The 12,576-nt window shown below is 69.2% G+C and carries 13 protein-coding genes and 1 riboswitch; of the genes, 9 read left to right on the top strand and 4 right to left on the bottom strand.

What is annotated here, in order from left to right:
• The first annotated feature begins 135 nt into the window (after positions 1-135).
• The 3 genes from tkt (at position 136) to rpe (ending at position 4,449) form a co-directional block, all read left to right on the top strand.
• Positions 136-2,199 (top strand): transketolase, encoded by a 2,064-nt coding sequence (gene tkt, locus ACE3QW_RS21280; protein WP_284145487.1) that lies wholly within the window; start codon positions 136-138, stop codon positions 2,197-2,199.
• Positions 2,200-2,417: 218 nt separating this feature from the next.
• Complete coding sequence (gene fba, locus ACE3QW_RS21275) at positions 2,418-3,482, top strand: class II fructose-bisphosphate aldolase (RefSeq protein ID WP_029555340.1); 1,065 nt, start codon at positions 2,418-2,420, stop codon at positions 3,480-3,482.
• Positions 3,483-3,756: 274 nt separating this feature from the next.
• A complete protein-coding gene (gene rpe / locus ACE3QW_RS21270) occupies positions 3,757-4,449 on the top strand; it encodes a ribulose-phosphate 3-epimerase (RefSeq protein WP_374253843.1) in 693 nt (230 codons plus the stop codon).
• Between the two features lie 69 nt (positions 4,450-4,518).
• Here rpe and cysW read toward each other — a convergent pair whose 3' ends face one another.
• The 3 genes from cysW to ACE3QW_RS21255 form a co-directional block, all read right to left on the bottom strand.
• Positions 4,519-5,391 carry a sulfate ABC transporter permease subunit CysW gene (gene cysW / locus ACE3QW_RS21265; protein ID WP_374253841.1) on the bottom strand — a complete coding sequence of 291 codons (873 nt, stop codon included), beginning with the start codon at positions 5,389-5,391 and terminating at the stop codon, positions 4,519-4,521.
• Complete coding sequence (cysT, locus tag ACE3QW_RS21260) at positions 5,391-6,257, bottom strand: sulfate ABC transporter permease subunit CysT (protein ID WP_081837430.1); 867 nt, start codon at positions 6,255-6,257, stop codon at positions 5,391-5,393. The genes cysW and cysT overlap by 1 nt, the downstream gene beginning before the upstream one ends.
• 188 nt (positions 6,258-6,445) lie before the next feature.
• On the bottom strand, positions 6,446-6,799 hold the full coding sequence (locus tag ACE3QW_RS21255) for a hypothetical protein (protein ID WP_024280430.1): 354 nt from the start codon (positions 6,797-6,799) through the stop codon (positions 6,446-6,448).
• 244 nt (positions 6,800-7,043) lie between these two features.
• Between ACE3QW_RS21255 and ACE3QW_RS21250 the strand changes: the two genes are divergently transcribed.
• Complete coding sequence (locus tag ACE3QW_RS21250; protein WP_029555345.1) at positions 7,044-8,078, top strand: aspartate-semialdehyde dehydrogenase; 1,035 nt, start codon at positions 7,044-7,046, stop codon at positions 8,076-8,078.
• Between the two features lie 63 nt (positions 8,079-8,141).
• Here ACE3QW_RS21250 and ACE3QW_RS21245 read toward each other — a convergent pair whose 3' ends face one another.
• Entirely contained in the window at positions 8,142-9,029 is an 888-nt protein-coding gene (locus ACE3QW_RS21245; RefSeq protein ID WP_029555346.1) for a DMT family transporter, read from the bottom strand.
• Between the two features lie 195 nt (positions 9,030-9,224).
• Between ACE3QW_RS21245 and ACE3QW_RS21240 the strand changes: the two genes are divergently transcribed.
• From ACE3QW_RS21240 to ACE3QW_RS21220, 5 genes are all read left to right on the top strand, one after another.
• Positions 9,225-9,437 carry a Trm112 family protein gene (locus tag ACE3QW_RS21240; RefSeq protein WP_024280433.1) on the top strand — a complete coding sequence of 71 codons (213 nt, stop codon included), beginning with the start codon at positions 9,225-9,227 and terminating at the stop codon, positions 9,435-9,437.
• Positions 9,438-9,498: 61 nt separating this feature from the next.
• Positions 9,499-9,598, top strand: a riboswitch (TPP riboswitch).
• A 69-nt stretch (positions 9,599-9,667) separates the two neighbouring features.
• Entirely contained in the window at positions 9,668-10,807 is a 1,140-nt protein-coding gene (thiO, locus tag ACE3QW_RS21235; RefSeq protein WP_374253837.1) for a glycine oxidase ThiO, read from the top strand.
• A gap of 5 nt (positions 10,808-10,812) precedes the next feature.
• Positions 10,813-11,019 (top strand): sulfur carrier protein ThiS, encoded by a 207-nt coding sequence (gene thiS, locus ACE3QW_RS21230; RefSeq protein ID WP_250167128.1) that lies wholly within the window; start codon positions 10,813-10,815, stop codon positions 11,017-11,019.
• A 53-nt stretch (positions 11,020-11,072) separates the two neighbouring features.
• A complete protein-coding gene (locus tag ACE3QW_RS21225) occupies positions 11,073-11,864 on the top strand; it encodes a thiazole synthase (protein ID WP_029555349.1) in 792 nt (263 codons plus the stop codon).
• 3 nt (positions 11,865-11,867) lie between these two features.
• Positions 11,868-12,497: a thiamine phosphate synthase gene (locus ACE3QW_RS21220; RefSeq protein WP_374253901.1), complete on the top strand. Its 630-nt coding sequence runs from the start codon at positions 11,868-11,870 to the stop codon at positions 12,495-12,497.
• The last annotated feature ends 79 nt before the right edge of the window (positions 12,498-12,576 follow it).

Below are 12,576 nucleotides of genomic sequence, written 5' to 3'. Positions count from 1 at the left end.
TTCCGGACCGGAGCCGAGCGCTTCTTCCGGCACGTGATGGCGCGCGTTTTGCGTAACTGACAATTGGCAGGCCCTTCCGACCACCCGGCGACGCCCGGGGTGTTGCGCGGGGTCACGAGCCGGAGGGAGAAAACAATGACCGCCCACGCCGCTGCACTCGCCGCTGCCGACGCTCCGGCGCCTGTCGACCGTTCTCCCGGCGCGCTCGGCTGGCCGGTAACGGCGGCCCTGCGCGCCCTCGCCATGGACGGCGTGGAGCAGGCGAAATCGGGCCATCCCGGCGCGCCCATGGGCATGGCCGAGATCGCCGCCGTGCTCTGGCGCGAGCATCTGCGGCATAATCCGGCAGACCCCTCCTGGCCCGACCGCGACCGCTTCGTGCTCTCCAATGGGCACGGCTCAATGCTGATCTATGCCCTGCTTCACCTCACCGGCTACGATCTGCCCATCGCCGAGCTGAAGCGCTTCCGCCAGCTGCATTCGCGCACCCCCGGCCATCCCGAACTCGGCATGACGCCGGGCGTGGAGACCACCACCGGCCCGCTCGGCCAGGGCCTTGCCAATGCGGTGGGCATGGCCATCGCCGAAAAGACGCTGGCCGCCCAGTTCAACCGGCCGGGCCTCTCCATCGTCGATCACCGCACCTTCGTCTTCCTCGGCGACGGCTGCCTGATGGAGGGCGTGAGCCACGAGGCCTGCTCCCTCGCCGGGCGCCTCGGCCTCGGCAAGCTCGTCGCCTTCTATGATGACAACGGCATCTCCATCGACGGCAAGGTGGAAGAGTGGTTCCCGGACGACACCCCGGCCCGCTTCGCCGCCTATGGCTGGCAGGTGATCCGCAACGTGGACGGCCACGACCCCGCCATGCTGCGCGATGCGGTTGAGGCGGCTCTGTCCGAGACCGGCAAGCCGACGCTGATCTGCTGCAAGACCACCATCGGCCGCGGCGCGCCCACCAAGGAAGGCCACCAGGACACCCACGGCGCCCCGCTCGGCGCCGAGGAGATCGCCCGCACCCGCGCCGCCATGGGCTGGGACCACGCGCCCTTCGAGGTGCCCGAGGACATCTATGCCCTGTGGGATGCCCGCCGCTCCGGCGCGGCCCGCCAGTCGGCCTGGGACGCGCGCATGGAAGCCTATGAGCGCGCCTATCCGGCGGAAGCGGCCGAATTCCGCCGCCGGCTCAAAGGCGACCTCTCCCCCGCGTTCGCTGCGACCTACGCGGCGGCCCTGAAGGCCACTGTGGAGAAGGCCGAGACGGTGGCGACCCGCAAGGCGAGCCAGCTGGCCCTTGCCGCCCTCGCTCCGGCGGTGCCGGAATTCCTCGGCGGTTCGGCGGACCTCGCCCATTCCAACCTGACCACCTTCCCCGGCGCCGTGCCGATCACCCGCGATCCCGCCGGCAACCAGATCTTCTACGGCGTGCGCGAGTTCGGCATGTCGGCGATCGCCAACGGCATCGCGCTGCACGGCGGGTTCATCCCCTTCGTCGCCACCTTCCTCGTGTTCTCGGATTACGCCCGCAACGCCATGCGCATGAGCGCGCTCATGGGCCAGCGGGTCATCTACATCCTCACCCACGATTCCATCGGCCTCGGCGAGGACGGTCCCACCCACCAGCCGGTGGAGCATGTGGAGAGCCTGCGCCTCATCCCCAACCTCGACGTGTGGCGGCCCGCCGACACCGTGGAGACGCTGGCCGCCTGGCATGCCGCCCTGACCCGCACGAATGGCCCGAGCGCCTTCATCCTGTCGCGGCAGAACCTGCCGTGCTGGCCGCGCGACGCGGCGCAGATCGAGGGTATCGAGGCCGGTGCCTACGTGCTGCGCGAGAGCGAGGGCCTCGCCCGTGCCGTGCTCGTCGCCACCGGCTCGGAAGTGAAGCTGGCAGCGGCGGCGGCGGACCTGCTCGACACCGCGGGCATTCCCACCCGCATCGTCTCCATGCCCTGCCGCGAGCGCTTCGAGGCGCTGACCGAGACCGAGCGCGCGGCCCTCTTCCCCAAGGGCGTGCCGGTGGTGGCGGTGGAAGCGGGCGTCACCCGCGGCTGGCGCGGCCTCTCCGGCACCCGCGCCGACGGCATCATCGCCATCGGCATCGACCGCTTCGGCGAATCGGCGCCGGAAAAGGACCTGTGGCCGCTGTTCGGCTTTACACCGGAAGCTGTGGCCGACGCGGTGCGCCGCGCGGTAGGGTGAGCGCCAATGAAGGCCTCTCCCCTGCGGGGGACGGCTGGGCGGGGGCGCCACCGGACGAAACGATCGACCCGGCCCGCGCCGGGTCCGCCGGACCGGTGAAGGCGACGGACAGCAGCCAAGCAGCACCGTGAACCCGGTACAGGCCGGGGATGACGGTGCGGACGGAACCATGGCGCGCGCATCGCGGCGCCGACCTGAACTTTGAAGAGGAGAGGACTATGGCCCTCGTTTCCATGCGCCAGCTGCTCGACCATGCGGCGGAGCATTCCTACGGACTGCCGGCCTTCAACGTGAACAACATGGAGCAGGTGAAGGCGATCATGGACGCCGCCCGCGCCACCTCGTCGCCGGTCATCCTCCAGGGCTCGGCCGGCGCCCGCAAATATGCCGGCGAAGCCTTCCTGCGCCACCTCATCGCGGCCGCCGTGGAGGCCTATCCCGAGATCCCGGTGGTGATGCACCAGGACCATGGCGCCTCCCCGGCCGTCTGCATGGGCGCCATCAAGTCCGGCTTCTCCTCGGTGATGATGGACGGCTCCCTGAAGGAAGACGGCAAGACCCCGGCGGACTACGACTACAACGTCTCCGTCACCGCCAAGGTGGTGGAGCTGGCCCATGCGGTGGGCGTGTCGGTGGAAGGCGAACTCGGCTGCCTCGGCTCGCTGGAGACCGGCAAGGGCGAGGCCGAGGACGGCCATGGCGCCGAGGAAGCCCTCGACCATTCCAAGCTGCTGACCGATCCGGACGAGGCGGCCCAGTTCGTGAAGGCGACCCAGTGCGATGCGCTGGCCATCGCCATCGGCACCTCCCACGGCGCCTACAAGTTCACCCGCAAGCCCACCGGCGACATCCTCGCCATCGACCGCATCAAGGCGATCCACCAGCGCATCCCCACCACCCATTTGGTGATGCACGGCTCGTCCTCGGTGCCGCAGGAGCTGCTTGAGGAAATCCGCACCTATGGCGGCGACATCAAGGAGACCTACGGCGTGCCGGTGGAGGAGATCCAGGAAGGCATCCGCTACGGCGTGCGCAAGGTGAACATCGACACCGACATCCGCCTCGCCATGACCGCCGCCATCCGCCGCGTCGGCGCCAAGAACAAGAGCGAGTTCGACCCGCGCAAGTTCATGGCCGCCGCCATGGAAGAGGCGAAGAAGGTCTGCATCGCCCGCTTCGAGGCCTTCGGCTCCGCCGGCAAGGCCGAGAAGATCCGGGCCATCGAACTGGACGAGATGGCCAAGCGCTATGCGTCCGGAGAGCTGGCGCAGGTGGTGCACTGAGGGGACGGCTGGCGCCCACCCGGCGCCGTGCCTATAGAAGTGCCTGAGGCAGCCACGGCTGCCTCATTCCCCGGACAAGCGACAGCGCAGCTGGAGCGCTGATCCGGGGTCCAGGGAAAGGTCCTGCGCAGCAGGCTCATGTCTGCGAAGGTCATGAAGGGAGCCGCCTTCGGCGCAATATTGCGCTGGGTCCCGGCTCTCCTTCCACTGACGCTCCAGTCGGCCGGGGCACGAGACCGCGCCCCGCCTATCCAGTCGTTAAGGAGAGATCCCCATGGCCCGCGCCTATCCCATCATCGCCCCCTCCATCCTCTCGGCGGACTTCACCCGCCTCGGCGCCGAGGTGGATGCGGTGCTCGAGGGCGGCGCCGAGTGGATCCATTTCGACGTGATGGACAACCATTACGTCCCCAACCTCACCATCGGCCCGCTGATCCTCCAGTCCCTGCGCAAGGCGACCAAGGCGTTCGTGGACGTGCATCTGATGGTGAAGCCGGTGGACGGCATGATCGAGGCGTTCGCAGGCGCCGGCGCCGACCTCATCTCCTTCCACCCGGAAGCGTCCGAGCATGTGGACCGCTCGCTCCAGCTCATCCGCTCCAAGGGCGTGAAGGCCGGCCTGGTGCTGAACCCGGCCACTCCCCTCTCGGTGCTGGACTACACGCTGGACGCGCTCGATCTGGTTCTCGTCATGTCGGTGAACCCCGGCTTCGGCGGGCAAGCCTTCATTCCCTCGGCGCTGGACAAGCTGAAGGCCATCCGCGAGCACATCGACGCCTCGGGTAAGGACATCCGGCTGGAAATCGACGGCGGGGTGAAGGTGGACAATATCGGCGCCATCGCCGCGGCCGGGGCGGACACCTTCGTCGCCGGCAGCGCCATCTACGGCGCCAAGGACTATGCCGCGACCATCGCCGCCATGAAGCGCGAAATCGCCGCCGCCACGGGCACCGCCGCTGCGGCCTGAGGCTGGTTCAAGCCCGCGCGGCGCCTGAGCGAAGCAATCGGCGCCGGTCGAAGACCGGAGCCGAACCGATCAGTGCCCCGGCCGGCGCGGCGCGACGATCTCGCCCCGCGCCCGCTCTGCCCGCTCGATCAGATACTTCGCCACCAGCGTGAAGAGGGCGACGCCCGCCAGCACCGTCGCCGCGGCGAAGGCGGCGACCGCGTGGCTGTCCTGGTAGAGCAGCTCGATCTGCAACGGCAAAGTCGAGGTCTGGCCGCGGATGTTGCCGGAGACGATGGAGACGGCGCCGAACTCGCCCATCACCCGCGCATTGCACAAAGCGGCACCGTAGAGCAGCGCGAATTTCACGTTGGGCAGGGTAACGAGCCGCAGCACGTCGAAGCCCGAGGCGCCGAGACTGACCGCCGCCTCCTCCTCGTCCCGCCCCTGCGCCATCATCAGCGGCACCAGCTCGCGCAGCACGAAGGGCGCGGTGACGAACAGGCTGGCAAGGATGATGGCCGGCACGGCGAACATGATCTTGATGTCGTGTGCCTGCAGGAACGGCCCGAACAGCCCCTGCGCCCCATAGACGAAGAGATAGGCGACGCCCGCAACGATGGGCGAGATGGAGAAGGGCAGCTCCGCCACCGCCAGCAGCAGGTTGCGCCCGCGGAAGGAGAATTTCGTCACCGCCCAGGCGGCGGCGATGCCGAAGGCGGTGTTGAGCGGCACGCAGATGAGGGCCGTCAGCAGCGTCAGCCCCACCGCGTGCAGCGTATCCGGCCGGGCGAGCGCTTCGAGATAGGTGGGCACGCCGCGCGCGAACGCCTCGGCGAAGATGACGGCCAGCGGCGCGATGAGCGCCAGCCCGGTGGTCGCCAGCACCAGCGTGAGAATCACCGAGCGCGTCACCCCGCCGTCGCCGACGCGCAGGCGGTGGCGGTTCACGGGACGGGCCATCAGGCATCCCCCATCGCAAACTTCTGATGCCACGCCTGCACGGCGTTCACGATCAGAAGCATGATGAAAGCGAGGCCCAGCATCGTGACGGCGATCGCCGCGGCGGCCGCGTAGTCATATTCCTCCAGCCGGATGAAGGTGAGCAGCGCCACGATCTCGGTGCGGAACGGCTGGTTGCCGGCGATGAACACCACCGCGCCGAACTCCCCGAGCGAGCGGGCGAAGGCCAGCGACGTACCGGCGAGGAAGGCCGGGAAGATGGTGGGAAAGATGATGCGGCGGAAGATGGTGAGGTCGCTCGCGCCCAGCGTCGCGCCCGCCTCCTCCAGTTCCGGCTCCATGTCCTCCAGCACCGGCTGCACCGTGCGCACCACGAAGGGGATGGAGGTGAAGGCCATGGCGCAGACGATGCCGGCCGGGGCGTAGGCCACCTGTATCCCCCACTGTGCCAGCGGCGCGCCGAACCAGCCGTTCTTGGCGAACAGCGCCGTCAGCGCGAGGCCCGCCACCGCCGTGGGCAGGGCGAACGGCACGTCCACCATGGCATCCAGCAGGCGCTTGCCGGGGAATTCGTAGCGCACCAGCACCCAGGCGAGAGCGAGGCCATAGATGGCATTGAACAGCGCCGCCAGCGCCGCCGTGGTGAGCGTCACCTGGAAGGAGGCGAGTGTGCGCGGCGAGGTGATGATGGCGATGTAGCGCTCGAAGCCCACGTCCGCCGCCTTCAGCAGCAGCGCGCCGATGGGCAGGAGCACGATGAGGCCGAGATAGAGCAGCGCGAGGCCGAGCGAGAGCCGAAAGCCCGGAATGACGCTGCGGCGGGGCTGGCGGCTCAGCATCGGCAGCGCGAAGCGGGGGCGGGGCATGGGCTCTTAAGGGGCATCTTGCGCTGGAAGGTCGGGCCGACGGCGCGGCATAGGGCCGTTATGGCGCGCACAAGCGGAAATGTCATGCTTGGCCGGGATAAAAATTAAACACCGCGAAATCGCTGTGATTTCACCGCACAAAAAAGGGCCGCGAGGCGGCCCCTTCCGTGTTCTTCGGCAACCTTGGCTCAGAAGCCCGGCAGGTCGAAGGCGCCCGGCAGCGGCCAGCGCAGGCCGGTGATGGGGCCGGGGCCGGCGGCGGTGGGCCCATAGGTGGGGTAGAAGTAGCCGGGCGGCAGCGCGTAATCGAGGTACGACTTGGAGCCGGGCTTCACCACCGTGCCGGCATCGAGATAGGAGCGACGCTCCACCACGATACGGTTGCGCTTCTTCACCGTCTGCGCCTCGGCGCTGTCGGCGGACGCGATGGAAAAGGCACCGGTGGTCGCCGCAATGGCTGCCGCCGCCAGCGACACCGAGAGCGCCGTCTTCAGGCCCGAACGGGCGAAAGCAGCGAAGGTGGTGAACGACGCGAAACCCATGGCATCCTCCCAGATCGGCGCAGGGCCGACCTTGACTGGATTAATAGACGTTTGTCCCCTGCGCAAGGAAACCCGCCTCCTTGGTGCCATGTTCCCGCCTTCTCGACGCCGGCGCGTTGCGTTGACGCAACAGTTGAATGCGCGGATGCCGTGCCCGATCGCGAATCTTCGATTTGCAAGGCCAGGGGGTTCGGCCTAAAAGCACGGTCTTCGGCCGCATGGGCCGAGACATCCGAGGAACATCATGGGTTACAAGGTCGCCGTCGTCGGCGCCACGGGCAACGTGGGCCGGGAGATTCTCTCGATCCTCGACGAGCGGGGTTTCCCCGCGGACGAGGTCGTCGCGCTCGCCTCGCGAAAGTCGCAGGGCGTGGAAGTCTCCTACGGCGATAAAACCCTGAAGGTGAAGGCACTCGAGACCTACGACTTCTCCGACACCGACATCTGCCTGATGTCGGCCGGCGGAGCCGTGTCCAAGGAGTGGTCGCCGAAGATCGGCGCGCAGGGCTGCGTCGTCATCGACAATTCCTCCCAGTGGCGCATGGACCCGGACGTGCCGCTGATCGTTCCCGAGGTGAATGCGGACGCCATCGTCGGCTTCACCAAGAAGAACATCATCGCCAATCCGAACTGCTCCACGGCGCAGCTCGTGGTCGCGCTGAAGCCGCTGCATGACGCTGCGACCATCAAGCGCGTGGTGGTCTCCACCTACCAGTCCGTCTCCGGCGCCGGCAAGGACGCCATGGACGAGCTGTTCTCGCAGACCCGCGCCGTCTTCGTCTCCGATCCGGTGGAGCCGAAGAAGTTCCCGAAGCGCATCGCCTTCAATCTCATCCCGCAGATCGACGTCTTCATGGACGACGGTTTCACCAAGGAAGAGTGGAAGATGGTGGCCGAGACCAAGAAGATTCTCGACCCCAAGATCAAGCTCACGGCCACCTGCGTCCGCGTGCCGGTCTTCATCTCCCACTCCGAGGCGGTGAACGTGGAGTTCGAGAAGGAGCTGTCCGCCGACGACGCGCGCAAGATCCTGCGCGAGGCGCCCGGCATCCTCGTCATCGACACCCGTGAGCCGGGCGGCTACGCCACCCCCCACGAGGCGGCCGGCGAGGACGCGACCTACATCTCGCGCCTGCGCGACGACCCGACCGTGGACAACGGCATCGCCTTCTGGTGCGTGTCGGACAATCTGCGCAAGGGCGCCGCGCTGAACGCGGTGCAGATCGCCGAGGTGCTGGTGAACCGCAAGCTCATCACCGCCCGTTCCAAGGCGGCCTGAGCCTTCCGGTAATCCGAGACGTAAAGAACGGCCCGCTTCGGCGGGCCGTTTTCGTTTGCAGGATCAGCGCGGCCGGGAGCGGGTCCGCTGCGCCACCGCGACCACCAGCGCCACGCCCGCGGCGAAGGCCACGGTCTCCGCGTCCGGCACCTCGCCATTGATGGGCCAGGCGAGTCCCACCGTCACGAAGGTCTGAAGAAGCTGCATCTGGCCGACGCGGGCGATGCCGCCCATGGCGAGCCCGGCATTCCAGAAGAAGAAGCCGATGAGCTGGCTGAAGAGGCCGAGATAGACCAGTGCCGCCCAGGAGGCGCCTGCCACAGTGCCCGCCCCACCCCACGGAAAGGTGAGGAGCGCGAGCGGCAGCGTCACCGGCAGGCAGAGGATCAGCATGAACGCGATCACCTCCCAGCCCGACATGGTGCGCGCGAGGCCGCCGGAGACGGCGTAGCCGATGGCGCAGGCGATGACGCCGAGGAACAAGAGGCTGTCGCCCATTCCCAGCGCGCCGCCCGCGCCGTTGCGCAAGGCGAAGGCCACCACAAGCCCGGCCCCCACCGCGCTCGCGGCGAACAGGCCGAGGCCCGGCCGCTCCCCGGCCAGCAGCATGGCCGCGATGGCCGTGCACAGGGGCAGAAGGCCGAGCACGATGCCGCCATGGGCCGCCGGCACCGTCTGGGTGGCGACGCCGATGGCCAGCGGGAACACGAAGATCAGGCAGGCAGAGGACACGGCGAGGCGCCACAGCACCTTGGGCTGGCCGAACGGCCACGGCCGGCGCAGCGCCAGCACCAGCCCGAGCGCCGCAAAGCCCGCCAAGGCGGCGCGGCCGAAGCTGATGAACCAGGGGCTGAAATCGTGCAGCGCGAAGCGGGTGAGCGGCAGCGTCGCGCCGAACATCACGACCGCGACGAAGCCGAGAAGAAGCCCGAGGGCCAAGCGTCGATCCATTGGGCTCCCGAGGGCGCGATTCCAAGGCCGCTTCATTAGGGGCTGCGGGGGCGGAAAGACAGCGAAACCGCGTGATATGCCCATCAGCGGCCGTGATGTCGCGAAAATCACTGGTGAAAGGCCACCCCGGCGCCGCTATGGTGGCGCGCCGCGGACCCCTTGCCCTCGAAACGCGCGGCACCAAAGAGCGAGAACATGATCCAGTCCCAGCGTCCCGGCCACGACGTCGACCCCAAGCTGCTCGAAATCCTGGTCTGCCCCCTCACCAAGGGGCCGCTGGAATATGATCGCGAGCGCCAGGAGTTGATCTCCCGCGCCGCCCGCCTCGCCTATCCCATCCGCGACGGCATCCCGATCATGCTCGCCGACGAGGCGCGCCAGCTGGACGAAAGCGAGCTCAACCGCTGAGGTCCGCCTCGTCCCGGGCGCCCCGCCTCTTGCAGTTCTGCGGCCGGCATGAGTAAATAACAGACACGGCCTGGGGTGCCGCGCATCATGCGCGGCTGAGATCACACCCATCGAACCTGTCTGGATCATGCCAGCGTAGGGAGATGCCGATGAGCGAGAGCTTGTCGCAGTTTACATTCGCACCTTCATCGCAAGCCGGCTCTGCACCGGCGGGAAAGGCGAAACCGCGTGTGGCCCGTCCCCATGTGGCCATCGTGGGCGGCGGCGTCATCGGCCTCGCCCTCGCGTGGCGCCTCGCCGAGGCGGGTTGCCCGGTGGACCTGTTCGACGCCGGTGAGACCGGGCAAGGCGCGAGCCGCGCCGCCGCCGGCATGCTGGCCGCCTGCGCCGAGGCCGAGCCCGGCGAGGAAGGCCTGCTAACGCTCAACCGCGCCAGCCAGACCCTGTGGCCCGCCTTCGCGGCGGAGCTGGAGCATGCCTCCGGACAAGAGGTGGACCTGCGCACCGAGGGCACCATCACCATCGCCCTCACGGCGGACGATCTCGCCAAGCTGCGCCACCTGTTCGCCTTCCAGCAGGGCCTCGGCCTGCCCGTCCAGTGGCTCACCGCCGCCGAGGTGCGTCGGCGCGAGCCCTATCTCGCCCCCCGCCTCGCCGGCGGCGTGCTGAGCCCGGAGGATCATCAGGTCGACAACCGCAAGGTTGCCGCCGCGCTGAAGATCGCCGCGCTGAAGGCCGGCGCGACGCTTCACGAACACACCCCGGTCAGCCGGGTTGAGACCGCCGGCGGCCGGGCCACCGGCGTCGTCACCGGCGAGACCCACCATGCCGCCGACGTGGTGGTGCTGGCCGCCGGCGCCTGGAGCCGGGGTGTGGACATTACCCCGGCGACGCCGTTGCCGGTGCGCCCCATCAAGGGGCAGATGCTTTCGCTGCGCATGGACCCGGCGGCACCCATCCTCTCCCACGTGCTGTGGGCGCCGGGCTCCTATCTCGTGCCGCGGCGCGATGGGCGGCTGATCCTCGGCGCCACCACCGAGGAGAAGGGGTTCGACACCGACCTCACGGCCGGCGGCCAGCTCGCGCTCCTCACCCATGCGTGGCGGGCGCTGCCGACGCTGGAAGAGCTGAGCATCGTCGAGCAATGGGTCGGCTTCCGCCCCGGCAGCCGGGACGATGCGCCCATCCTCGGCCCGAGCCCGGAGGTGGACGGCCTCGTCTACGCCACCGGCCACCACCGCAACGGCATCCTCCTTCTGCCGGTGACGACGCAGGTGATCGCCGACCACATTCTCAGCGGCACCATTGCGGACGTGGCCCGGCCCTTCGGCGCGGAGCGCTTCGGCCCGCCGCGCGCGGCGGCGGAGTGAGCGCCATGCTGGCCCTGAAGGTGAACGGCGCCGAGGAAGCGCATCCCGTCGCCACCGTTGCCGACCTGCTCGTCGCCAAGGGGCTTGAGCCGGAGCGCAAGGGCATCGCGGTGGCGGTGAACGGCGCGGTGGTGCCTCGCCGCACTTGGACCGACGCGCGCCTTTCCGCAGGCGACGCCGTGGAAATCATCGAGGCCAAGCAGGGCGGCTGAGCCCCGGCCGAACAGAACAGAGCGCTCGTGCGCGGGCGCCGGGAAGAAGCACCATGAGCGCGTTCGAAAATCCCAACGCCGATCCCCTCGTCATCGCCGGCCGCACCTTCTCGTCGCGGCTGTTCCTGGGCACGGCGGGCTATCCCAACCAGAAGGTCTTCCTCGATGCGCTGGCCGCCTCGGGCAGCGAGATGGCCACGGCCTCCATCCGCCGCATCAGCCTCGCCGGCTACGAGGAGAGCCTGACGGACCTCCTCACCGGCCGCGTGCACATCCTGCCCAACACCGCCGGCTGCCAGACCGCCAAGGATGCGGTGCTCACCGCCGAACTCGCCCGCGAGGCGCTGGAGACGGACTGGGTGAAGCTGGAGGTCATCGGCGACCGCGAGCTGCTCTATCCCAATGTGGAGGAGCTGCTGAAGGCCACCGAGGAGCTGGTCTCGCGCGGCTTCGTCGTCCTGCCCTATTGCAACGACGATCCCGTCACCTGCCAGAAGCTCGCGGACCTCGGCGCCGCAACCGTCATGCCGCTCGGCTCCATGATCGGCACCGGCCTCGGCATCGCCAATCCGCACATGATCGAGCTGATCTGCTCCCGCTCGCCCGTGCCGGTGGTGCTGGACGCGGGCATCGGCACGGCGTCCGACGCGGCACTTGCCATGGAGCTGGGCTGCTCGGCAGTGCTGCTCAACACCGCGGTCTCCAAGGCGCTCGATCCGGTGCGCATGGCGACCGCCTTCCGCCACGCGGTGGACGCCGGCCGCCTCGCCCGCCTCGCCGGCCGCATCCCGCGCAAGCTGCACGCGGAGGCCTCCAGCCCCGAGTTCGGTCTGGTCGGGAGCTGACCCCTGCCCCATCTGCCGACGCCGCCGCTGCTCCTCATCACCGACCGCACGCTGGCGCGGGGCGATCTGGCGGACGTGGTGGCCGCAGCCTGCGCCGGCGGGTGCAGATGGGTGAGCCTGCGGGAGAAGGACCTGCCGGCCGCAGCGCAGATCGCCCTCTTCGCCCGCCTGCGCGCCGTGACAGCCCCCTTCGATGCCCGCCTGACGCTGCATGGCCCGCCCGCGCTGGCGCAGGCCGCCGCTGCGGACGGCGTGCACCTCTCCGGCGGCGGGGATGCGAAGGCCGCACGGGCGCTCCTTGGGCCGGGGGCCTTGATCGGCCTGTCCACCCACACCCTGGCGGAGGCCACCGCCGCCGATCCGGCCGCGCTCGACTACATCACGGCGAGCCCCGTCTTCCTCACAAGATCCAAGCCGGGATACGGACCGGCGCTGGGGCTTGAAGGGCTCTCGGCCTTCGCCCGCACGAGCGCCGTGCCGGTGGTCGCGCTCGCCGGCATCGACGCAGAGACGGCGCCGGCCTGCCTCACCGCGGGGGCCAAGGGCGTCGCGGTCATGGGGGGAATCATGCGCGCGGACGATCCGCGAGCCGCCTTCGCCGCCCTGGCAGCAGCCGCGTCAGCCGCAATCTGATCCATCCCGGAACAGTATCGGCTTTTGCGAGTATCCCCAGCGCTGGTAAGCTTGGCCGCAGCGGAGGAACCGCCATACA

The organism is Xanthobacter sp. (assembly GCF_041911315.1).
In the GTDB taxonomy this organism is placed as follows: Bacteria; Pseudomonadota; Alphaproteobacteria; order Rhizobiales; family Xanthobacteraceae; genus Xanthobacter; species Xanthobacter aminoxidans.
This window is presented reverse-complemented; position numbering and strand designations above follow the sequence as displayed.